The organism is Candidatus Methylopumilus planktonicus, from assembly GCF_000981505.1.
Taxonomy (GTDB): Bacteria; Pseudomonadota; Gammaproteobacteria; order Burkholderiales; family Methylophilaceae; genus Methylopumilus; species Methylopumilus planktonicus.
On the sequence record NZ_LN827929.1, the window covers coordinates 239,377 to 262,133 of the forward strand.

Consider the following 22,757-nt stretch of genomic DNA (forward strand, 5'->3'; position numbering starts at 1 on the left):
AAAAGACCTCCTAAGAGGTCTTTTTTTATTAATGCTTTTGAGTTACATCATACCGCCCATACCACCCATGCCACCCATACCACCCATATCACCACCGCCCATTGCTGGAGTGTCATCTTTAGGAAGATCAGCGATCATACAGTCAGTTGTTAACATAAGACCTGCAACAGATGCTGCATGTTGTAATGCAGAGCGAGTGACTTTAGTAGGGTCTAACACCCCCATCTCAACCATGTCACCATAAGTTTCGTTTGCCGCGTTAAATCCGTAGTTGCCTTTACCAGCCACCACATTATTAACTACTACAGACGGTTCTACACCAGCATTAGCAACAATTTGTCTTAAGGGCTCTTCAACAGCACGAAGCACAATACGAACACCAGCTTCTTGATCTGCATTTTCACCTTTAACCTTTGCAATCGCATCACGCGCTCTAATTAAAGCAACGCCACCGCCAGCAACAATACCTTCTTCAACAGCAGCTCTTGTCGCGTGGAGTGCATCTTCAACACGTGCTTTTTTTTCTTTCATTTCAATTTCGGTCGTTGCGCCCACTTTAATTACAGCAACGCCGCCTGCAAGTTTTGCAACACGTTCTTGAAGCTTTTCTTTGTCGTAGTCGCTCGTAGCTTCTTCAATTTGTGTTTTGATTTGAGCAATACGTGACTTAATATTCTTCTCATCAGCAGCACCATCAATAATGATAGTGTTTTCTTTGCCCACTTCAATTCTTTTCGCTTGACCTAAATCTTCAATCTTAATCGTTTCTAATTTCAAACCTACTTCGTCTGAAATCACTGTAGCACCTGTAAGAATTGCAATATCTTCAAGCATTGCTTTTCTCCTATCACCAAAACCTGGCGCTTTAACAGCGACAGTTTTTAAGATGCCGCGAATATTATTTACAACTAAAGTAGCCAGCGCTTCACCTTCAATATCTTCAGCGATAATCAGGAGAGGGCGGCTTGACTTAGCTACTTGCTCTAGCGCAGGAAGAAGATCTCTGATATTAGATATTTTTTTATCATGTAAAAGAATAAAAGGATTATCTAATAATGCAATTTGTCGATCTGAATTATTAATGAAGTAAGGTGATAGATATCCACGATCAAATTGCATACCCTCTACAACATCTAATTCATTTGTTAAGCCTGAACCATCCTCAACTGTAATCACACCTTCTTTACCTACTTTATCCATCGCGTCTGCAATGATTTGTCCTATAGAGTGATCAGAGTTAGCTGAGATTGAACCCACTTGAGCAATTTCTTTACTTGTTGTGCATGGCTTACTTAATTTTTTAAGCTCAGCAACGCCAGCCTCAACAGCTTTATCGATACCTCTTTTAAGATCCATTGGATTCATGCCTGCAGCTACTGATTTCATACCTTCGCGAATAATCGCTTGAGCCAATACTGTTGCCGTAGTTGTGCCATCGCCTGCGATATCAGAAGTTTTAGATGCAACTTCTTTAACCATTTGCGCGCCCATGTTTTCAAATTTATCTCTAAGTTCGATTTCCTTTGCAACTGATACACCATCTTTAGTGATCGTTGGTGCTCCGAATGAACGTTCTAACACAACATTTCTCCCTTTAGGGCCGAGTGTGACTTTAACTGCATTTGCTAAAATATTTACACCGGTAATCATCTTTTGGCGAACATCGTCACCAAATCTTACGTCTTTTGCTGCCATTTTTTATTTCTCCAAAATATTTATGAATGAATGTTTAAGACTTTATTCAACAATGCCCATGATGTCTTCTTCACGCATCACAAGTAATTCTTCGCCATCAACCTTAACTGCTTGGCCAGCGTATTTTCCAAATAGAACTTTATCGCCCACTTTGACATCTAGCTTTTTAACACTGCCATCTTCTAGAATTTTTCCATTACCCACAGCTTGCACTGTGCCTTGGTCTGGTTTTTCTGTTGCGCCGTCAGGTATAACAATGCCTGATGCTGTTGTACGTTCTTCTTCAAGACGCTTTACAATTACGCGATCATGTAAAGGGCGAATTTTCATTTTATATTCTCCTAATAGTGTATTCTTTGAAAGTTAATCAAAATCGAAAACATGAGTGATTAGCACTCAATGTTATAGAGTGCTAATCATAGGGACGAAAGCCTAAAATTTCAAGTGTTATTTCGTTAAATATCTGAATTTAAACATTATTTTTATATGAGCTATTACATAGAAAAGCAAGATTATCGAAGGTTGGGGCAGTCGGATTTGCTTATTTCGCCCATTACTCTGGGCACCATGACTTTTGGCGAGCAAAACACAGAGTCCGAAGCATTTTTACAGCTCGACTGGGCAATATCACATGGCATTAATTTTATTGATACCGCCGAAATGTATCCAGTTCCACCTAAGGCAAATACTTTTACTGTAACCGAAACGATACTGGGCCATTGGCTCAAAAAACAAAAGAGAGAACAGATCGTTTTAGCCACCAAAGCTGCGGGACCAAGAAGATCATTAAATTGGATTCGCAATGGACCTAAAGCCTTAGATGAAAAAAATTTACGTGAGGCACTTGAAGGTTCATTAAAAAGACTTCAAACAGATTACATTGATTTATATCAACTTCATTGGCCCGAAAGAAATGTGCCTATGTTTGGCCAATATAAATTTGATCCCAGCGCTGAAATAGAAGAGTCAAAATTAAAAGAATGGGTATCCATTCATGAACAATTAGAAGCCCTTGAAAAGCTTGTGCAAGAAGGCAAGATTAAATATATTGGCATCTCAAATGAGCAATCCTGGGGTGTGATGGAATTTATTCGTATTGCGAGAGAAAAGAAATTACCTCTCATAGTATCAGTTCAGAATTGCTATAACCTCATCAACAGAGGAATGGAGTTTGGTATGACGGAAATTTTATACCGAGAAAAGATTGGATTTTTAGCCTATTCCCCCTTGGCGTTTGGACATCTCACTGGAAAATATTTAAAAGATATCGACTCTAAAGGGCGCGTGACACTTTTTAAAGGTTTCGCACAAAGATATGACAAGCCCAATGTCTTCCCCGCTGTGAAAGCTTACGAAATATTAGCATCGAAACATGGAATGACATTGACCGACATGGCCTTAGCATTTGTATACCATCACTGGTTTGTGACATCAACCATTATAGGTGCAACATCGATTGATCAATTAAGAGAAAATATTGAAGCATATAAGATAAAGCTATCTAAAGAACTTTTAGATGAAATTGAAATCATTCATCTTACTCATATGAACCCAGCACCTTAATGAATGAAAAACAAGCACTACATCGATAGAAGTTTAAAGAGCTTGTGGAATCCATGCACACAAATGAAAATTCAACAGGCGCAATCTATTATTCCGATTAGGCGAGGTAAAGGTGTTTGGCTATACGACTATGATGATAAAAAATATTTAGACGCGATAAGTTCATGGTGGGTTAATTTATTTGGCCACAACCAAAGTGAGATTAAAAAATTTATCACAGATCAACTCGATCTCGTTGAACACATCATGCTCGCAGGTTTAACTCATGAGCCAGTAATAAATCTCTCTGAAAAATTAAGTACCCTTACAAATCTGGGCCATGCCTTTTATGGTAGCGACGGATCTAATGCGATTGAAATTGCTATTAAGATGAGCGTGCATTATTGGAAAAACAGGAGTCAGCCAAAAAAAAATAAAATTATTTATTTAGAGAATAGTTATCATGGTGAAACGCTCGGAGCTCTCTCTGTGACGGACATTAAACTTTTTCGTAAAAATTACGCTTCACTAATTAAAAAAAACAATCTTATCAAGACACCAGACTGGCGATATGCATACAAAGGTGAGACAGCCGAATCTTATGCATTAAGATGTATTCAAGATTTAGAAATATATCTTCAAGAAAATCATCAATACATAGCTGCTTTTATTCTAGAGCCTCTTGTGCAATGTGCAACCGGAATGGGAATGTATCATTCAGTCTATTTAAAAAAAGCAAGAGAGCTTTGTACGCAATACCAAATTCATCTCATTGACGATGAAATTGCGGTGGGTTTTGGAAGAACGGGGAAAATGTTTGCATTCGAACACGCAAATATAAAACCTGATTTTATTTGCCTCTCAAAAGGATTAACCGGTGGATATCTTCCTTTGTCAGCTGTGCTCACAACGGATGAAATTTATATGGCTTTCTATGAGAATAAGATAGAAAAGGGTTTTCTTCATTCTCATAGTTACACCGGCAATCCTCTTGCCTGCAGTGCTGCATTAGGAACATTAAGTTATTTTGAAAATCATGATGTAATTAATCAAAATAATAAAACCTCAGCTTATATTTCAGAGCGCATAAAGATACTAGCAACATTACCTATTTCAAACATTAGAAATATAGGCATGATATGGGCATTTGATTTAGAAGAAGTCACAAAAAACACACTCAAAAAAATAAGCATGAAAGCGATTGATCGCGGCCTTTTAATAAGACCAATAGGTCAAACTATTTATTTTATGCCACCCTACGTCATTAATCATGATGAGATTAATTTCATGATTGATACGACGCTTGAAGTTATTGAGTCATCCTTATAAATTGCGAATACTATTTTTTATTTATGTCTTATGGATGACTAGCGCATTCGCAGATACGGATATCGATACAATAAATAAGATACTCAATCGTTCCGAGTTATTAAAAACGAATTACACGCTTTATATTAAAAATATTTCGAAACGCAATAAAGTGTTTAGTTATAACGAACAAAAAGCGTTCAACCCGGCTTCCTTAATGAAGCTTGTCACAACCTATACTGGATTGCAGATTTTAGGCCCACAGTTCCAATGGAAGACAGAGGTGCTTTACAAAGGTGCCTTAAAAAATAAACATCTTTATGGCGACCTTATTATTAAAAGTTATGGTGACGCTACGCTTACATATTCAGATCTTTCTGAAATTATCGAAAAAGTTCAACAAAAAGGTATTCAGCATATTCACGGCAATATTATTATTGAGGAAAGTTTTTTTGGAGAATTACAGAATCAGGATTTTATTGATGATAAGAAGTATCGTGCTTATAACGTAAATCCAAAATCTTTTGTCGTGAATCAAAATACTATCAACTTTAATTTTTCAATTGAAAATGAAAAAATTAATATACAAACCTTCCCTGAGCTTCAAATACTTAAAGTTATTAATCATTTAAAATTTACCGATCAGAGCTGTAATAGTTGGAAAGATAATCTTGGTTACGAGGTAGAGACAAAATTAAATGTTACGGAGATTACATTTAATGGTCGCTATGATAAGACTTGTGAGAGTAAAGATATTGATTTATCTGTCCTGAGTGCCAATCGCTTATCTAATGGTCTATTTGAAAAGCTTTGGAAGATCCATGGGGGAAGTATTGAGGGCGAGTTTAAAAATACATACCAAAATACCACAGATGCACTTAAGTTCTATGAGCATCTATCTAGACCCCTAAGTCTTGTCGTAAGAGATATCAATAAATATAGCCAAAATTTATTAGCTAGAAATCTATTACTTACTATGTTGGCAGAAAATAATGGTAATCCTATAACTGAAAATGAAGCGGGAAGATTCGCCAAAGAATCTTTGATGAAAGAAAAAATGAAACTTGATTCGCTCGAAATCGATAACGGTGCGGGACTATCAAGAAAAGCAAAAGTGAGCGCAGAAGATCTGGGCTTCTTGTTAGAAAGAGCATATGACAGTCTCTATATGCCTGAATTTGTAGCGTCGCTGCCTAATCTTGGCATAGACGGTACCTTAAAGAGTAGAGGAAAAAAATTATCTGTCGCTAAGCATGCTTATTTAAAAACCGGTAGCATTCAAAATGTCAACGCTATTGCAGGGTATATTTTTGATAAAAATAATGATGTGAAAGTTTTTGTATTTATAGCGAATGATCCTAAGGCGAACGAATCATCTAAAATACAAGATGAGCTGATTGAATGGACTTATCTTAATTAAACTTGAGGAATGTTAATATGCGATATATGAATGCAGTTAAATTTATCTTAGCTTTTGGTATTATTTTAATTAATATTGATTTAGTTTTTGCTGAATCAAAAATCTCACAAAAGGAACTGAAATTGGAAAAAAATATCACTACATTAGTCATTAAAGACACCACTCTAGGAAATGGACGACAAGCTGAAAAAGGCCTTGCAGTGACTGTTCATTACACCGGCTGGTTATACGACCCTAGTCAAAAGGATGGTAAGGGCAAAAAGTTTGATAGTTCATTAGATCGTAATGATCCTTTCGTATTCAATTTAGGCGGTGGTCAGGTAATACGAGGCTGGGATGACGGTGTAGATGGCATGAAAATTCATGGTAAGAGGACACTCATTATTCCTCCAGACATGGGCTATGGTGCTCGCGGGGCAGGCGGAGTGATTCCACCAAATGCCACTTTAATTTTTGATGTCGAGTTGCTCGGAGTTAAATAATGAAAGCTCGGGTTAAGTGGATTGAGAATGTATGTTTCATAGGGGAGTCCGAGTCAAATCACTCAGTGATCTTAGACGGGCCCGAGGAGTTGGGTGGCAGAAAATTAGGTATGCGACCTATGGAAATGCTACTTATTGGCATGGGAGGTTGCACATCATTTGACGTAGTCACCATTCTTAAGAAATCAAGACAACCTATTAGTGACTGTTATGCTGAAATTGAAGCTACGAGAGCTGAGACAGTGCCAAAAGTATTCACTAAGATTCATATTCATTTTGTGCTAAAAGGTAAGGGCTTAGATAAAGATCAGGTAGAGCGTGCGATTAAGTTATCTGCTGAAAAATATTGCTCAGCTTCGATTATGCTATCAAAATCAGTTGAAATTACGCACGATTTTGAAATTAAAGAAGAAGGCTAAACGCTAAATTAATTTTTAATAATTTTCAAATCAAGTGGCTCTTCATTTTCCATAATAGAAAGAAGACGATCAACATTTGGATGTTTACCAGGATTCTTTTGTGCATCTTCTGTGTGCTCTGAGTACAAATCAAGACCTTCAATTGCGGCGTCTAAAGTTATTGCACCAAAAAGTTTCCAAAGATGTTGATAGACTTTAATTGATCCTTGGCTGCCAGGCTTATTTTCGATAGCACCAACTAAAGTATTATTTTTATAAATCTCTATACGATCAATGTGATCTGAGTTGTCTAGCGTTAATAAGATATCGTTAAATTTTTGCATTGACTAAATTTTTGCAGAAAGTGTGGTCATCACTTTTGAGGTTAATGACATTGCTTTTTTAATCTTGTGAGGCAAGTCAATCCCACCTAATTCTTTTGCCTTGATTGCATGTTGCTCTTCATCATCTGCCATTACTTCTAAAATTTTATTAGTCTTAAGATCATTTTTAGATATTTTATCTAAGTGACTTGTTAAATGCTGTGTGACTTGTCGTTCTGTTTCAGCTAAAAATCCTAAGTTATATTTTTCACCTAACATACTTGCAAAAGAGCCCATTAAAAACGATCCTGTATACCAAATAGGATTAAGAAGGCTTGTTTTGCCACCCAGTTCATGAATTCTAGTATTACACCAATTCAGATGATCAATTTCTTCCTTAGAAGCTTTTTTTAAGGATTCTGCTCCTTCACCACGCGGATTAAAAAGAAGTTGTCCGCTATATAAAGCTTGAGCGCAAACTTCGCCTGTATGATTTACACGCATCAATTCGATCGTACGTTTTTTTTCGTCAGGGGTTAATTCGGCATCTTCAATGTGAAGATCGGGTCTTGGTCTTGAGCCCTTAGGTTTAGCAAATAAAACCTTCAGGCCCTTGTCAAACTCAATGATGAGGTCATCAATCATTTGTTTTGAATGATTTGAAGGCCTTTGAGGATATTCATAGCTTCTTGGAATTGCTTATCCGCTTTACTTGCAGGCTCAATCGGACCTGATGGTGTTTCGGAAGTTTTCTTTTTCTCTTCTTCAGGTTTTTTGACTGGAGGCGCTGAAGGCTTACTGTCTTTATCTTTAGGCACAGTATTAGCATCAGCATCTTTTGGATTTGAAAGATGGTTTGTGAGATCTGCTTCTTTAGTCATGAATGTAGGATCACTTCCATCATCGACAATGATATCAGGCACAATCCCTTTGGCCTGAATTGATCTGCCCTTGGGTGTAAAGTATCTTGCTGTCGTCATCTTGATCGCCGTACCGTTATTCATAGGCAGAATACTTTGTACAGAGCCTTTACCAAAACTTTGCATGCCTACGATCAAAGCCCTCTTGTGATCTTGGAGCGCACCCGCCACAATTTCAGATGCAGATGCTGATCCGTTATTCACTAAAACAGCCATGGGAGTTGTTCTAATATCTTCTGGAAAATCTTTGAGGTAATCGTCTTTACCGCCACCTTTAAGATAATCTCCTGGAACAGCTGTTAAGTTCATTTTTGAATCTGGTGCACGACCTTCGGTATAAACAACTAAGTCACCTTTAGGTAAAAAGGCTGCAGATACACCGACAGCAGCATTTAATAAGCCACCAGGATTATTTCTAAGGTCAAGCAAAATCCCTTTAAGAGGCGCTTTATTTTGCTGACGAAGGTTTTTTAAGAATTTCGCTAAATCTTCACTAGTATGTTCTTGAAATTGAGCGATGCGAACGTATGCGTAATTTGGCTCAACAAGCTTTCCTTTAACGCTTTGTGACTTGATGATGGCACGAACTAAAGTAAAAATTAAAGGTTTAGTTTCTCCTTTTCTTAATACAGTGAGAACAATGTTGCTACCTGGTTTACCACGCATTTTTTTAACCGAGTCATTAAGCGTTAAGCCTTTTGTAGAAGTGTCATCTAGTTTCATAATTAGGTCGCCGCTCTTCAGACCAGCTTTATAAGCTGGACTATCTTCGATCGGAGAAATCACTTTTACAAAACCATCTTCCATGCCGACCTCAATACCAAGACCACCAAACTCACCTTGGGTGGCTTGATTTAAGTCCTTAAAATCTTCAGTATTTAGGAAAGAAGAATGAGGATCAAGGCCTGTTAGCATCCCGTTGAGTGCTTCGTTAATAAGCTTCTTATCTTCTACAGGCTCAACGTAGTCAGATTTAATTTTGCCAAAGACTTCGGCAAAAGTTCTAAGCTCATCAATAGGTAAATTATTTTTTTCAGCTTTATCCGCAAAGACGGTTAAATTTAAACTGATCAGAACACCGATAATAGCGCCACAGGCTATAAGGGTAAATTTTTCGAATTTTGAGCGCATGAATGACTTTCGTAATAAGCTATTAAGCAGTAATTATTTAATAATAGAGCATTCTGTCTTTTTGTTTACCTTATATCAATAGGCTTTAATAAATATATTTTAAGAATAACTTTAAACCATGGGAACTAAATCTAAAACATATAAAATCGAGATTCAATTTTGTACGCAATGTGCCTGGCTTCCGAGAGCCTTATGGATGATGCAGGAGATATTGACGACTTTTCAAGGTGAAGTTATATCAGTCACATTAACCCCAAAGTCAGGCGGTATTTTTGAAATTTTCTTGGATAAAGAAAAAATCTATTCTAGATCAGACTTTGGAGGATTCCTGGATATTAAGGACGTTAAAAAATTGATTAGGGATAAGATTAGCCCAGGAAAAAACCTAGGTCATACCGATCTTTAGAGTGTTTCTGCCGGATCAACTCTTGTTGCGCCATTAAATCTTTTAAGCCAATAGTTTTTTGTAAGATTTTCGACGCGAATAGTTTTACCTGTACGTGGTGCATGAATAAATTCATTATTTCCCACATAAATACCAACATGAGAAAACTTAGATTTTCTTGTGTTAAAAAACACAAGGTCCCCTGGTTGTAAGTCTTCAAATTTAATAGTTTCACCCATCTTACTAAGCGATCTAGCGCTTGGCGGAAGGCTTAAATTTAAAGCTTGTTCAAAGACGTATTTTACAAACTGACTGCAATCAAAACCCGTTTCTGGTTTTGAGCCACCTAACTTATATTTAATACCCGTGAGTTCATAAGCTTTGTCAATGATGAGAGGGATTTTGTTAGCCCATTGCTTATCAGTTGTTGGTGTTAATTCTGAAGGCACCACTATTTCTTGACTGCTTAAATTTATTGAATCAACTTCCGCCCAAGAGGGGCTGGAAAATGAAAGTATTAAAAGGATGAGCAGCGCTTTGAAATTCATAGTTTAAAAATGATTTAATTTGAGACATTTTACCATTTCTAGAGCGTTTGTGAAATCACAGTTTCATCTGCATGAGATAATCATAAAATCATGAATGGACTATTTATTAAACAATTTTTTAGTGAAAAAGGCGAGCTATCTCAAAGCATTAAAGATTATCATGTGAGACAGGAGCAGGTCGACATCTCAGTATTGATTGATGTAGCGATCACAAATAAAAAAAAATTAATTGTCGAGGCGGGAACAGGTATCGGTAAAACTTTTGCATACCTTGTGCCAGCGTTTTTGTCTGGTGGAAAAATTATTATTTCTACGGCTACCAAAAATCTTCAGGATCAGTTATTCACTAAAGATATTCCTATGATTAGGGATGCATTAAAAGTCCCTGTGACCTTAGCCATGCTCAAAGGCCGATCAAATTATCTATGCCATTTGCGATTAGAAAACGCCATGATTGAGGGCGCTTTTATGACCAAAGAAGACGTCACCTATTTACATCTCGTTAATCAGCATGCAAAACATAGTGAAGATGGCGATCGAGCCGAATTAGATACCATTCCAGAAAGCTCTTCTATATGGCCCCAAGTGACCTCTACTAAGGAAAATTGCCTAGGTCAGGATTGCAGTTTTTATAAAGAGTGCTTTGTCATGAATGCGAGAAAAAAAGCATTAACCGCAGACGTTACGATTGTGAACCACCATTTATTTTTTGCCGACCTTAATATGAAAGAAGAAGGTATATCCGAACTTCTTCCAAAAGCTACGACAGTCATTTTTGATGAAGCGCACCAGATACCTGACATTGCTTCCATTTTTTTTGGAAAAAATATTTCAACAGGCCAAATCAGTGAGATTGTTCAGGATGGTTATCAGCTTTATTTAAAATATATGAAAGATATTTCAGATTTTGAACCGATTTTAAATGATCTCGAAAAAGCAAATAAAGATTTTAGACTAGTCTTTCCAAGAGAGTCTAATCGATATCCCTATCAAAAGATTTCTTCTTTTAATCGATTCAAATCTAGCTATCAAGAGCTGAGTGAAAAACTCAAAAAAACGATTGAATTATTAGCGCTTCATAAAGATAGGGATACGGAGATCGAAAAGTATTTTGATAGGACGAATGAAATAGCCTCAAGCTTTGATGGTTGGCTCGAGGATAAAGATAACAACTCAATTAAATGGGTTGAGGTTTATTCGCAGTCCGTTCAACTTAATAATACGCCGTTATCTATTGCTGATATGTTTGCAAAACATATTAATAATGAATCTACTTCATGGATCTTTACATCAGCAACACTTGCTGTAAAAACTAATTTTGATCATTTCAAAAACCAACTAGGTTTAATGGATGCAGATTCAGTCTCTAAAGAGAGCCCATTTAATTACACAGAAAAAGCTTTACTCTTCGTTCCCAAAGCAATGCCGGAGGCCAATCACGAGAACTTTAATTTTGCAGTTGTGAATCAAATTTACCCTTTCATCAAAGCAAGTAAGGGTAGAGCTTTTATCTTATGTACGACATTAAAATCGATGCGGGAAATATTTATACTACTTCAAGACAAAATTGAAACAGATCAATTAAATTATCCAATCTACCTTCAAGGGGATGGCTCAAGAAATCATCTTTTAAATAAGTTTAGAGAGCACGGTCACGCTATTCTTATAGGTTCCTTAAGTTTTTGGGAGGGCGTGGATGTAAAGGGCGACGCTTTATCATTGGTGGTAATAGATAAATTACCATTTTTTTCGCCAGAGGATCCCGTCCTTGCTGCGAGAATTGATAAAATCAACCAAAGTGGCAAGAATGCTTTTATGGAATATCAACTGCCTAACGCAGTTATTACTTTAAAACAGGGCGCAGGTCGATTAATAAGGGATGAGTTTGATAAGGGCGTTCTTGTGATATGCGACACAAGGGTTATTGATAAAGCTTATGGAAAAAGAATGTGGCAGAGTTTACCCCCTTTCGCTCGAACGCGAGACGATTTAGAAGTCATCCAGTTTCTAGAAAAAATTTAATTTATGAAAATTTTATCCTTAGATACCTCTACTGAATATATGTCTTTAGGTTTGAAGATTGATGAAGATTTTTATTCTGTCAATATCAAGGCTGGACAGAGCCATTCAGAAATTGTCTTACCAGAAATAAAAAAATTATTAAGCGAACATCAATTAACGACAAAAGATCTTGATGCTATAGCATTTGGCAGAGGGCCAGGCTCATTTACAGGTATAAGAATTGCCTGCGGTATCGCGTATGGATTAGGTTATGGTGCGTCGATCCCAGTCATTGGTGTTAATAATCTTTTGGCGCTTGCTGATAGCTCGGGCAAAAATAAAGTGATTAGTAGTATTGATGCCAGAATGGGTGAAATATATTTAGGTGTTTATATAAAAGATAGTGAAACATTTTCAAATCCCATCGTCGAAGGGGTTTATAAGCCCCATGAATTACCTCAGATTATAGAATCAGGCTGGACCTTGATTGGCAATGCAATCGAAACATATGAAAAAGAAATGAAAGATCATTTTGGCCAACAGATAGATGATCTTATAGACGGCCCATACGAGGTGGTCGCATCTATTTCAAAACTTGCAAAATCTTTCATTAAAAATAAAGCATTCGAGTTGATTAATGCCGAGCCTGTTTACTTAAGAAATAAAGTTGCCTTTACCACAGAAGAGCGAAAAGCATTTAATGCAATTCAGTAACTTTAAGGAGCATGATTTAAGTGCAATTGAATTGATTGAAAATGAAGTTCATGCCTACCCTTGGACGCGAGGTAATTTTTTAGATTCAATAAAATCAAGCCACACATGTTTGATGATGAAGCTCAATGAAGAAATCATAGGCTTCTCAGTCATGATGTTTGTATTAGACGAATGTCATCTGCTTAATATGAGTATAAAAAAAAGTATGCAAAAAAAAGGCCATGGGTCACATTTTCTGAAAGAAATGATTCAACGGGCAAGGTTAGCTCATTCGAAAACAATCTATCTTGAAGTGAGGATATCCAATCATGCTGCCATTCATTTATATGACAAATATGGATTTAATGAAATGAGCATCAGAAAAGACTATTATCGTGCTAAGGAGGGGCGGGAAGATGCAGTGTTAATGGGGCTCGTAATTTGATGGATGCTGATTATAAAAAAAGAATCTTAAAAGAGCTTGAATTATTTCCTTTGTGGAAGGAAAAAAACAAGCCCAATAAGGAACTTCTTTTAAATACAGATTTAAAGCCTATTGAGGCTGATGCATTTTTTGTATTCAAAATTAATTACACAGAAGGGTCCTTATTACTTTTGAGTCAAAATTTCGCATCGGGAACGGAAGAGATTGCTCAAGACTTGTTTTTAAATATTGCAAAATTTATTTCAACGACGATAGGCATAGACACATTCCAGAAGAGTCATTTATTAACGCTCACTAAAGATCAATTAAGTGAGCTTTGTTTAATGACCCGCCCAAAGCATGTATTAGCTTTTGGATTAAATAATGATTTGTTTGAAGAATACAAAACAAATGTTTTGATGAATAATGTCACTATGAACATTAAGCATACTGTTGATATTAATCATTTACTGCAAAACCCAAAAGATAAGAAATTGGTTTGGGAAAATATTTTAGATTTAATAAAAGCTTTTTAAATAAGAAAGAACATAAATGCTCGCATCAAAATTTTATATTTCAACCCTAAAAGAGGCGCCTTCAGAAGCTGAGCTTATTAGTCATAAGCTTATGATTCGCGCAGGCTTTATTAAGCGCCTAGGCTCAGGCTTGTATTCTTGGATGCCACTTGGTCTAAAAGTATTAAGAAAAATTGAAGCTATTGTGAGAACTGAAATGAACCAGGTTGGAGCGGTGGAGCTATTAATGCCAGCTATCCAACCATCCGAATTATGGGAAGAGACAGGTCGATGGGAGCTTTTCGGTCCACAGATGTTAAAGATTAAAGATCGCCATGATCGAAATTTTTGTTTTGGACCGACACATGAAGAAGTCATCACAGATATCGCCAGAAAAGAAATTAATAGTTACAAGCAGTTACCTATTAATTTCTACCAGATTCAAATGAAATTTAGAGATGAGATTAGACCTCGTTTCGGTGTGATGCGTGCACGCGAGTTTCTTATGAAAGACGCCTATTCTTTCCATGCATCAAAAACTTCATTGCAAGAAACCTATGACGCGATATATCAGGCTTATACCAATATTTTTAATAAGATAGGCCTTCAGTTTAGAGCAGTGAAAGCCGATACCGGAGCTATTGGAGGAGACGGGTCTCATGAGTTTCATGTCTTAGCTGATTCTGGAGAAGATGCGATCGCATATAGCTCGGTGTCTAACTACGCTGCTAATATTGAATTGGCAGAGGCTATTCTGCAAGATGATAAAAGACCAGATGCAAAAGAGTCGATGGTTAAATTTGATACGCCGAAACAAACAACATGTGATGACGTAGCAAAGTTAATCGGAGTCTCTATTCAAAAGACAGTCAAAACAATAGCACTTATCAACCAAACCAATGAGGTGAATGAGTTTTTCTTGGTCCTTATCCGCGGCGACCATGAGCTTAATGAGGTTAAATTAACTAAAGTTAAGGGTTTTGAGAATTTCCGTTTTGCAACAGAAGAGGAAGTAAAAGACCACCTTAAATGCCCACCTGGATTCATAGGGCCTGTAGGAGTTAAATCTTCTATAAAAATTATGGCAGACAAGTCCGTTGGTATTTTGTCTGATTTTGTCTGCGGAGCAAACGAACCTAAGCTTCATTTAAGGGGGGTTAATTTTGTGCGAGATGTCTCAGAGCCAATACTTTATGCGGATTTGAGAAAAGTAGTTGAAGGCGACGTGAGTCCAGACAACCAAGGAACGCTTCAAATATGTAGGGGGATTGAAGTGGGGCACATTTTTCAGTTGGGCAATAAGTACTCTAAAGCGATGAAGGCAGAATATTTAGATGAAAATGGCCAGACCCAAACTTTAGAGATGGGCTGCTATGGTATCGGGGTGTCACGCATTGTAGCTGCTGCAATTGAGCAATCTCACGATGACAAGGGTATTGTTTTCCCCATTAATATTGCTCCTTTCGAGGTAGTTATTGCGCCTATAGGTTACGACAAAAGCAATGAAGTTAAAGCTTCGGCACATAAAATTTATGACGCCCTTCGGGCAATAGGAGTGGACGTCTTGCTGGATGATCGAGGAGAACGTCCAGGCATTATGTTTGCCGAGATGGAATTGATAGGCATTCCTTATAGAGTCGTTATTGGTGACCGTAATTTAAAAGAAGGTAAAGTCGAGTTTCAAGGTCGATTGGATCAAGAATCTAAGTTAGTTGATGAATATCAGATAGTTAAAGAAATTAAATCTTTGATAGCCTCCTAAAAATGTAACCAATTTATCTATAAGCATATGATTTAATTGAGATATTTTTGTCAAGTATTTATTACAAAATAATTACAATTAAGGGGTGTATTTATTAAAAAAAAGGTTTAATATTCGGCAAGTAGTTAGTAATCGATGACCTGGAAGACTAGGCCCAATTGAGAACTAAGTGCTCAAGTACTATAGCTCTTTGATGTAAATATAAAGTCAACTAACTTAGGAGATGTTATGTCGAAATCATTAGCGTTAGCAATCAGTGTTGGTGTAATAGCAGGTCTTTGGACTTTCCTCGGAAGTGGGTATCTCAGCTTTGCAAGTATCGCGATTGGTTTTATAGCTTGGGCTGCTTCTGGCCTAGTTGGCAAATCAGACGCAATGCAAAAAACAGTTATCGGAATGACGTTCGGCGCAATTATTGCATCAGTTGCAGTTTATTTAGCGGGTGTTGAGTTGCCGCTTATAGGCTCAAACATTGCAGTAGGCGTTGGTGTAGCTGCACTCATTCTTGTATTAGTTGCTGATAAGGTGTCTCAAGTTGCTAATGTTGGCGCAAATGTTTTAGGTTTTGCGTCAGCTTTCACACTATCACCAAGCGCAGCTAGTATTGGTGCAATGGATTTATCTAATCCAGTAGCTATTGTTTTAGTCTCTAGTATCTTGGGCGTAGTTGCAGGTAATTTAGCAGGAAGACTTGCGGCTGCAATTAAATAATTGTTTTAAATGAAGTAAAAACGCACCCCTTGGGGTGCGTTTTTTTATTTGGAGTTGCTAGAAACTTTAAATCCATAATAGGTTCCGAATTCACCTTCAGATTCGTTATATATAAAAAATAGATTGTTTGTGTAACCAAGACCATTGTAATGATTGTGAGCTCTCAACTTTATATCTGTTGGCAAAGTAGATTTACCAACATATTTGCCCTTAGCATTAAAAATTAATATCGCCTTATGGTCCACGTCTAGAATAGCTAGCTCTTCTCCATCAATGCTCGTTGCCGCAATAAAGTTATCGCTTAAGTCATCAAATGCGACACCTGCTGATTTAAGATCTAGATTAATTTCCCCTACCTTATTCCCATCATTTGCATCAATAACGATTACCCTGTCACTCCTTTTTTGTTTAGCAAAGTAATGATTCTTTTTGGAGTCAAAAGAAGGCATCGTAGCCGAATCGCCAAACGCTGGATTAAAGCTAGACACTTCTTTAGATGTACCTTTTAAATTACCTTGTGGATCAAGGTCTAGAGAAAATATACCTGTGTTAGGTGCGAAGCCAGCTTCGCTCGAAATATTATAAGTGATGGTTGTAAGCTGGAAGGTTGCTTCATTATAAAAAATGGAGCGATTATCAAACCCTGCTTGTGTTGAAGCCAAGTACTTTCCAGACTGATCATAAGTATGAATAAGCGATTTAGAGATAGGCGCTTCGGTTTCAGAGCCTAAGGGAGCTAGGCCACCATCGGCGATGTAATATTTTTTTTGCCCTGGAATAAAAGCCACCGTCATAGGTCGTGTGGTGGGTTTCTTGGCAAGTGTAATCTTAACTTCTGATTTTGCTTCGGGAAGGACGTCCGCATAAATTACATAATTAAATATTAAAAAACATAGTGAAATAATAATTTTCATAGATCTATCTTTATAAAGTTGGTTATTAATTTAAGACCGCTCAATAAATGTAGCGTCGCCATAGCTAAAGAAGCGATATTCATTTTTAATAGCGTGCTGATATAGTTTCTTCATGGTATCACTTCCACTAAAAGCCGAGACTAAAATAAATAGGGTGCTTTTAGGTAAATGGAAGTTGGTGAGTAATGCATCCACAATTTTAAATGTATAGCCCGGTTTAATAAAGATAGAAGTTTCTTTAAATCCAGACTGAATCGTTTCCTCAGAAAATTTACTTTCAAGCGCTCTTAAAACGGTGGTGCCGATTGCAATAATCCTGCCATTCTTCGACTTGGCGTCATCAATCATTTGAATAGTTTTATCAGGCACATTAAAAGATTCGCTATGCATTTGATGGTGATCGAGATCATTTTCTCTGACAGGTTGAAAAGTACCAGCGCCAACATGCAGCGTTAGAAAAGTATATTTAATTTTTTTATCATTTAAGGCCTTAAAGATTTCATCCGTAAAATGGAGTCCAGCTGTAGGCGCTGCAACGGCACCGGACTCTTTCGCATAGATCGTTTGGTATCTTTTTTCATCGGATTTATCCGCACTTCTTTCAATGTAAGGGGGTAGGGGGATGTGCCCATATTTTTCGAGTATGTCGTAACTGGATAAATTTGAATTAAATTCAATATAAAAAAGATCTTTTTCTTTTCTTACAACCTTAACTGATACGTCTTCATTGATCTCAAAGATAGTGCCATCAAATATTTTTTTTGATGTTTTTAAGTGAGCTAGTGCATGATGGTTATCCAAGATACGCTCAATCATGATTTCAACTTTTCCGCCTGTGATTTTTTTCCCAAATAACCTGGCTTTAATCACACGTGTATCGTTGAAAATTAAAAGATCATTCGTATTTAATAAATCAACAAAGTCTACAAATTTTTTATCGCTGAATAACTTTGTATTTTTATTTAAAACAAGAAGTCGACTTGAATCCCTCTTTTGAAGAGGGGCTTGGGCAATAAGATGTTGGGGTAGATCAAAATCAAATTCTTCAATTAGCATAGAATATTTATGCGATTAACATTTTAAGAGGAGTTTTTAAATGATCTGAATATTGAAATTATTTAATAAGATTTAAAATAAAATTTACTAAAATTGCAAGCGTTAACAGCAAAAGAATAGCCACTAAAAAACCTATAATGAGAAAGTACTTTATCCCATGTTTTTCAACAAAAGCATCATCCTGAGAAAGTTTTCTATTATTTGATATACCGAAAAAAGCAAGTAGGATAGATTTAATGATATTGAGCACGGTATTTGTCTTTATGTTGAAGTTTAAATTTCTTCAATTTTAATATAGTTATCAGATATATGCCGATATTATCTATAATGTAAATCTTAGAAGCTTCTATAGGCCGGGATGGCGGAATTGGTAGACGCACGGGACTCAAAATCCCGCGTTAGTAATAGCGTGCGAGTTCGATTCTCGCTCCCGGCACCATAAATTATAAAATTATTTGAATTTTTTTCTTTTGTTAACGTCAAGCCAATTATGATTCAAAGCAAAAAGTTAAAAAAAGGCACTTTAGATGAATTTATTCTTCGCCCAAATCCATCTATGCCATGGAGAGTGATAAAAAAAATATACTTATTTTTCTTTATGTTTATCCTCATAATTTCTTCAATACTTTATAATGTTGGATTGTACTTAGCGATCCCTTTCTACGGCATTGAAGTTCTTTTGCTTGGATATGCTTTGTATTTCACTTGTCTTAAAAGTACCTTTTATCAAATTATAAGAATTAGTTCCCGCTTAATTGAAATTAAAACTATCCAAGGAAAAAAAATAATTAAAGAGGAATTTAATCGAGACTGGAGTAAATTTAGACTTGTGACAACATACTTCAATCGGCCTAGCTATATTGTAATAAGCGACCAGGGGAAAAATACTCGTGTCGGTGATTTTCTATGCGAAAGTGAGCGCTTAGAGTTATTTAAAAAAATCTCATGATTACAACTTTTCGTATTGATTTTAAAAAATCCTGCTGTTAACATGTTGTTCGGTAAATTTAGGATATTTGACTTTCACGGTAAGGGATATTAAATGCATTTGAACAAAATTATGGTTAGATTTTTACCAAATTTCACTGTTATCTTGTCGGCACTATTTTTATTAAGTCCCGAAATACTTCATGCTGCTTGGGGTTTAAATATGACGCCAGGAGCGACCCCTATAAGTAACGAAGTTTATGATATGCATATGACTTCTCTTTATGTAGTCACTGCCATTGGTATTGCAGTTTTTAGTGTGATGTTTTGGTCTATTTTCCATCATCGCAAGTCAAAAGGTGCTAAACCAGCAAAATTTTCTCACAGCACAACTGTTGAAGTGATTTGGACTATTATTCCTTTTGCTATTATTGTTGCACTGGCAATACCAGCAACTAAGCTTCTTGCAAAGATGGACGACACGTCAAAATCTGAAATCACTATTAAAGCAACAGGGTATCAATGGAAATGGAAATACGACTACATTAATGAGGACGTAACTATTTACAGCAACATGGCTTCTGATAGTGTAGATGCTAGTCAGATGAATTCAGGTATTGATCCTAACACTGCTGATAACTACCTCCGCAATACTGACACAGCCCTTGTGCTTCCTGTTGGTAAAAAAATTAGAATTTTGACAACAGCGAATGATGTGATTCATGCGTGGTGGGTACCTGATTTGGGCTGGCAAAGAGATGCTATTCCAGGTTTTATTAATGACAATTGGACAATGATTAATAAAGTAGGTGTTTATCGCGGGCAGTGTGCTCAAATTTGTGGCAAGGGACACGGATACATGCCTATTGTGGTAAAAGCTGTTCCAGAAAAAGAATATCAAGCCTGGATTGAGCAAACCAAGGTTGCATTGAATTCTAAAAATTCAGATAGTAACAAAGATTTTACATTGGCTGAATTAAAAGCAAAAGGGGAAGGTGTCTACAAAGCAAATTGCCTGGCTTGTCATCAAGCAAATGGTCAGGGTATTAAGGGTGTTTTCCCAGCAATCGACGGAAGCCCTCTAGCTAACCTAAAAGAGAACATTCCAGCTCACATTCACCAAGTTATTTATGGCAAGGGTAATATGCCTGCCTTTGGCGAACAATTGTCGGATTCAGACATCGCTGCGGTAGTGACATTTGTAAGAAATAACTGGGGAAACAAAACTGGGCATGTTATTCAGCCTAAGGACGTCTTAGCAGCAAGAAAGAAATAACTTAAAATTTAATTTTTTAATTTAGGAAGATTTTAGAATGAGCACAATAGCGCACGCAGATCACGATCATCACGATCATAAGCCCACAGGTATTAAACGTTGGTTGTTTTCAACAAACCATAAAGACATAGGTACGATGTACCTAGTATTTTCATTGATTATGTTCTTTGTTGGCGGGTCAATGGCGATGATTATTCGTGCAGAGTTATTTCAACCAGGACTTCAGTTTGTAGATCCACAATTTTATAATTCAATGGTTACTGTGCATGCGTTAGTAATGATTTTTGGAGCTGTGATGCCCGCCGGAGTGGGTCTTGCTAATTGGATGATACCTATTATGATTGGCGCTCCGGATATGGCACTTCCTCGAATGAATAACATGAGTTTTTGGATTATGCCTTTTGCTTTTGCGCTTCTTTTAGGCACATTATTTATGGAAGGCGGAGGCCCTGCAAGCGGCTGGACTATGTACCCACCTCTTGTTCTTCAAACAGGAAAAGCTTTTCCATATTTAATATTTGCAGTTCATTTTCTAGGCATCTCATCTATCATGGGCTCAATCAATATCATTGCAACAGTGTTTAATATGAGAGCGCCAGGTATGACGCTGATGAGATTGCCTTTGTTTGTCTGGACTTGGGTTATCACAGCCTTTTTACTAATTGCCTCTATGCCAGTTTTAGCAGGCGCTGTGACTATGCTTTTAACAGACAAATATTTTGGTACAAGCTTCTTTAATGCGGCCGGTGGTGGCGACCCAGTATTGTTCCAGCACATTTTCTGGTTCTTCGGACATCCAGAGGTTTACATCCTAGCCTTGCCTGCATTTGGGATTATTTCGCAAATTATTCCAACATTTGCTCGTAAACCTTTATTTGGTTATGCGTCTATGGTCTATGCGACTGCATCTATTGCGATTCTGTCTTTCTTTGTATGGGGCCATCACATGTTTACGGTCGGACTTCCTATCACTGGCGAATTATTTTTTATGTATATGACAATGTTAATTGCTGTTCCTACAGGCGTGAAAGTTTTTAATTGGGTCGCAACTATGTGGAAGGGGGCTATGACCTTTGAAGCTCCTATGTTATTTTCAATAGCCTTTGTTATCTTATTCACTATAGGAGGTTTTTCAGGGCTTATGTTAGGCATTACGCCGGTTGACTTTCAATATCACAACACTTACTTTGTTGTAGCCCATTTTCATTATGTTTTATTAACAGGCGCAGTATTTGCTCTTATGGCCTCTGTTTATTATTGGATTCCTAAATGGACTGGCAATATGTATGACGAGAAATTAGCTAAGATACACTTCTGGTTGTCGACTATTTTTGCGAATATACTTTTTTTCCCACAACATTTTCTTGGTTTAGCGGGTATGCCAAGAAGAATTCCAGATTACAGCGTTCAGTTTACAGATTTTAATATGATTTCGAGTCTTGGCGGCTTTGGGTATGGTATTTCACAATTGTTATTCGTGTATATAGTTATCAAATGTGTCTTAGGCGGTAAAAAAGCTACGAGTCAAGTTTGGGAAGGTGGACGTGGTTTGGAGTGGACTTTAAGCTCACCTCCGCCATACCATTCATTCACTACGCCTCCAAAAGTAACAAAGACTTTAATGGACTATTGATGGTAAAAAAAGTATTTCGAAATAATAATGAAATGGTTAAAAAAAGAAATACTCGATTTGCTTTAATTCTCGGACTTATTGCTTTTTCTCTTTACGCAGGGTTTATTCTAAGTTTCATGAAATGATTAAAGTTCGTAGCATTAAAAGAACAACAGTTCTTTTAACATCACTTACAATCGTAATGTTTGGTTTTGGTTACGCTCTTGTACCGCTATATGATGTTTTTTGCGAAGTCACTGGATTAAATGGAAAGACAGGGCGTATTTACAGCTCAGAAGCCTCAAAATTAGTTATAGACGATCAACGGTTTGTCACTATTAACTTTGACTCTAACATAAATGGTAATTTAGCTTGGAAATTAAAGGCTGATCAAAAGTTTTTAAAGGTAAATCCAGGTAAATTTTATACAGTCACCTATACAGTTGAAAATATGATTAATGAAGAGATTGTTGGGCAAGCAATACCCAGTGTTTCTCCTGGAATTGCATCACTTTATTTAAAAAAGTCCGAATGTTTTTGTTTTAGGAATCAAGTATTAAAACCTGGTGAGAGAAAAAAACTTATTGTTCGATTTGAGTTAGATAAGGATATCCCTAAAGATGTGGAAGCACTTACTCTTTCATATACTTTTTTTAGAGCTTTGAAAGATAGTAAAACAGCAACTTAAGCAATGTTTTAATTAATATTTAAGGA

At 36.7% G+C, this 22,757-nt stretch carries 25 protein-coding genes and 1 tRNA gene; 17 read left to right on the forward strand and 9 right to left on the reverse strand.

Translation table 11 applies throughout. The features are described from left to right. Window positions 1–42 precede the first annotated feature (42 nt). Both groL and BN1208_RS01345 read right to left on the reverse strand, forming a co-directional pair. Complete coding sequence (gene groL, locus BN1208_RS01340) at window positions 43–1,695, reverse strand: chaperonin GroEL (protein ID WP_046487071.1); 1,653 nt, start codon at window positions 1,693–1,695, stop codon at window positions 43–45. Between the two features lie 42 nt (window positions 1,696–1,737). Next, window positions 1,738–2,025 carry a co-chaperone GroES gene (locus tag BN1208_RS01345; protein WP_046487076.1) on the reverse strand — a complete coding sequence of 96 codons (288 nt, stop codon included), beginning with the start codon at window positions 2,023–2,025 and terminating at the stop codon, window positions 1,738–1,740. A 156-nt stretch (window positions 2,026–2,181) separates the two neighbouring features. Between BN1208_RS01345 and BN1208_RS01350 the strand changes: the two genes are divergently transcribed. Genes BN1208_RS01350 through BN1208_RS01370 form a run of 5 tightly spaced genes read left to right on the forward strand, consistent with a single transcriptional unit; the run spans window position 2,182 to window position 6,866 of the window. Next, the gene (locus tag BN1208_RS01350; protein WP_046487079.1) at window positions 2,182–3,258 is read left to right on the forward strand and encodes an aldo/keto reductase; all 1,077 of its coding nucleotides are present in this window, start codon (window positions 2,182–2,184) and stop codon (window positions 3,256–3,258) included. 3 nt (window positions 3,259–3,261) lie between these two features. Further along, window positions 3,262–4,566 (forward strand): adenosylmethionine--8-amino-7-oxononanoate transaminase, encoded by a 1,305-nt coding sequence (bioA, locus tag BN1208_RS01355; RefSeq protein ID WP_046487082.1) that lies wholly within the window; start codon window positions 3,262–3,264, stop codon window positions 4,564–4,566. A gap of 34 nt (window positions 4,567–4,600) precedes the next feature. Further along, the gene (gene dacB, locus BN1208_RS01360) at window positions 4,601–5,965 is read left to right on the forward strand and encodes a D-alanyl-D-alanine carboxypeptidase/D-alanyl-D-alanine endopeptidase (RefSeq protein WP_052734596.1); all 1,365 of its coding nucleotides are present in this window, start codon (window positions 4,601–4,603) and stop codon (window positions 5,963–5,965) included. 26 nt (window positions 5,966–5,991) lie between these two features. After that, entirely contained in the window at window positions 5,992–6,447 is a 456-nt protein-coding gene (locus BN1208_RS01365; RefSeq protein WP_082092866.1) for an FKBP-type peptidyl-prolyl cis-trans isomerase, read from the forward strand. Further along, window positions 6,447–6,866, forward strand: coding sequence for an OsmC family protein (locus tag BN1208_RS01370; protein WP_046487084.1), 420 nt, complete (start codon window positions 6,447–6,449; stop codon window positions 6,864–6,866). The genes BN1208_RS01365 and BN1208_RS01370 overlap by 1 nt, the downstream gene beginning before the upstream one ends. Before the next feature lie 8 nt (window positions 6,867–6,874). Here BN1208_RS01370 and BN1208_RS01375 read toward each other — a convergent pair whose 3' ends face one another. Genes BN1208_RS01375 through BN1208_RS01385 form a run of 3 tightly spaced genes read right to left on the reverse strand, consistent with a single transcriptional unit; the run spans window position 6,875 to window position 9,219 of the window. Beyond that, entirely contained in the window at window positions 6,875–7,189 is a 315-nt protein-coding gene (locus BN1208_RS01375) for a DUF2322 family protein (protein WP_046487089.1), read from the reverse strand. A gap of 3 nt (window positions 7,190–7,192) precedes the next feature. Further along, window positions 7,193–7,813: a 2-polyprenyl-3-methyl-6-methoxy-1,4-benzoquinone monooxygenase gene (gene coq7, locus BN1208_RS01380; protein WP_046487092.1), complete on the reverse strand. Its 621-nt coding sequence runs from the start codon at window positions 7,811–7,813 to the stop codon at window positions 7,193–7,195. Beyond that, window positions 7,810–9,219: a S41 family peptidase gene (locus BN1208_RS01385; RefSeq protein ID WP_046487097.1), complete on the reverse strand. Its 1,410-nt coding sequence runs from the start codon at window positions 9,217–9,219 to the stop codon at window positions 7,810–7,812. The genes coq7 and BN1208_RS01385 overlap by 4 nt, the downstream gene beginning before the upstream one ends. Before the next feature lie 118 nt (window positions 9,220–9,337). On the opposite strand from BN1208_RS01385, the gene BN1208_RS01390 reads away from it, so the two are divergent. Continuing rightward, complete coding sequence (locus tag BN1208_RS01390; protein ID WP_046487100.1) at window positions 9,338–9,625, forward strand: Rdx family protein; 288 nt, start codon at window positions 9,338–9,340, stop codon at window positions 9,623–9,625. On the opposite strand, the gene BN1208_RS01395 is transcribed toward BN1208_RS01390, so the two are convergent. Continuing rightward, window positions 9,622–10,152 (reverse strand): C40 family peptidase, encoded by a 531-nt coding sequence (locus BN1208_RS01395; protein ID WP_046487105.1) that lies wholly within the window; start codon window positions 10,150–10,152, stop codon window positions 9,622–9,624. The two genes, BN1208_RS01390 and BN1208_RS01395, sit on opposite strands and share 4 nt — an antisense overlap. Window positions 10,153–10,242: 90 nt before the next feature. Between BN1208_RS01395 and BN1208_RS01400 the strand changes: the two genes are divergently transcribed. The 6 genes from BN1208_RS01400 to BN1208_RS01425 all read left to right on the forward strand — a co-directional run bounded on the left by BN1208_RS01400 (window position 10,243) and on the right by BN1208_RS01425 (window position 16,258). Beyond that, window positions 10,243–12,174 (forward strand): DNA repair helicase YoaA, encoded by a 1,932-nt coding sequence (locus BN1208_RS01400; RefSeq protein ID WP_046487109.1) that lies wholly within the window; start codon window positions 10,243–10,245, stop codon window positions 12,172–12,174. A 3-nt stretch (window positions 12,175–12,177) separates the two neighbouring features. Further along, window positions 12,178–12,867 carry a tRNA (adenosine(37)-N6)-threonylcarbamoyltransferase complex dimerization subunit type 1 TsaB gene (gene tsaB, locus BN1208_RS01405; protein ID WP_046487112.1) on the forward strand — a complete coding sequence of 230 codons (690 nt, stop codon included), beginning with the start codon at window positions 12,178–12,180 and terminating at the stop codon, window positions 12,865–12,867. Continuing rightward, on the forward strand, window positions 12,854–13,291 hold the full coding sequence (gene rimI / locus BN1208_RS01410) for a ribosomal protein S18-alanine N-acetyltransferase (RefSeq protein WP_046487115.1): 438 nt from the start codon (window positions 12,854–12,856) through the stop codon (window positions 13,289–13,291). Before tsaB ends, rimI begins: the two co-directional genes overlap by 14 nt. Beyond that, complete coding sequence (locus BN1208_RS01415; protein ID WP_046487118.1) at window positions 13,291–13,806, forward strand: hypothetical protein; 516 nt, start codon at window positions 13,291–13,293, stop codon at window positions 13,804–13,806. Before rimI ends, BN1208_RS01415 begins: the two co-directional genes overlap by 1 nt. Before the next feature lie 16 nt (window positions 13,807–13,822). Next, the gene (locus tag BN1208_RS01420; protein WP_046487120.1) at window positions 13,823–15,547 is read left to right on the forward strand and encodes a proline--tRNA ligase; all 1,725 of its coding nucleotides are present in this window, start codon (window positions 13,823–13,825) and stop codon (window positions 15,545–15,547) included. 228 nt (window positions 15,548–15,775) lie between these two features. Then, a complete protein-coding gene (locus BN1208_RS01425) occupies window positions 15,776–16,258 on the forward strand; it encodes a DUF1097 family protein (RefSeq protein WP_046487121.1) in 483 nt (160 codons plus the stop codon). A gap of 44 nt (window positions 16,259–16,302) precedes the next feature. Here BN1208_RS01425 and BN1208_RS01430 read toward each other — a convergent pair whose 3' ends face one another. The 3 genes from BN1208_RS01430 to BN1208_RS07445 are packed head-to-tail and all read right to left on the reverse strand — an operon-like array spanning window position 16,303 to window position 18,478. Further along, a complete protein-coding gene (locus BN1208_RS01430) occupies window positions 16,303–17,172 on the reverse strand; it encodes a hypothetical protein (RefSeq protein ID WP_046487123.1) in 870 nt (289 codons plus the stop codon). A 30-nt stretch (window positions 17,173–17,202) separates the two neighbouring features. Further along, the gene (queA, locus tag BN1208_RS01435) at window positions 17,203–18,228 is read right to left on the reverse strand and encodes a tRNA preQ1(34) S-adenosylmethionine ribosyltransferase-isomerase QueA (protein WP_046487126.1); all 1,026 of its coding nucleotides are present in this window, start codon (window positions 18,226–18,228) and stop codon (window positions 17,203–17,205) included. Window positions 18,229–18,286: 58 nt separating this feature from the next. Further along, window positions 18,287–18,478, reverse strand: coding sequence for a DUF2970 domain-containing protein (locus BN1208_RS07445; RefSeq protein ID WP_046487129.1), 192 nt, complete (start codon window positions 18,476–18,478; stop codon window positions 18,287–18,289). Between the two features lie 102 nt (window positions 18,479–18,580). On the opposite strand from BN1208_RS07445, the gene BN1208_RS01445 reads away from it, so the two are divergent. From BN1208_RS01445 to BN1208_RS01465, 5 genes are all read left to right on the forward strand, one after another. Then, window positions 18,581–18,667: transfer RNA gene (locus BN1208_RS01445), tRNA-Leu, on the forward strand. Window positions 18,668–18,718: 51 nt separating this feature from the next. After that, complete coding sequence (locus BN1208_RS01450; RefSeq protein ID WP_046487132.1) at window positions 18,719–19,177, forward strand: DUF2244 domain-containing protein; 459 nt, start codon at window positions 18,719–18,721, stop codon at window positions 19,175–19,177. Window positions 19,178–19,288: 111 nt separating this feature from the next. Next, window positions 19,289–20,431 (forward strand): cytochrome c oxidase subunit II, encoded by a 1,143-nt coding sequence (gene coxB / locus BN1208_RS01455; RefSeq protein WP_046489155.1) that lies wholly within the window; start codon window positions 19,289–19,291, stop codon window positions 20,429–20,431. Window positions 20,432–20,468: 37 nt separating this feature from the next. Continuing rightward, a complete protein-coding gene (gene ctaD, locus BN1208_RS01460; RefSeq protein ID WP_046487135.1) occupies window positions 20,469–22,064 on the forward strand; it encodes a cytochrome c oxidase subunit I in 1,596 nt (531 codons plus the stop codon). 121 nt (window positions 22,065–22,185) lie between these two features. Further along, window positions 22,186–22,731, forward strand: coding sequence for a cytochrome c oxidase assembly protein (locus BN1208_RS01465; RefSeq protein WP_052734597.1), 546 nt, complete (start codon window positions 22,186–22,188; stop codon window positions 22,729–22,731). Window positions 22,732–22,757 lie beyond the last annotated feature (26 nt).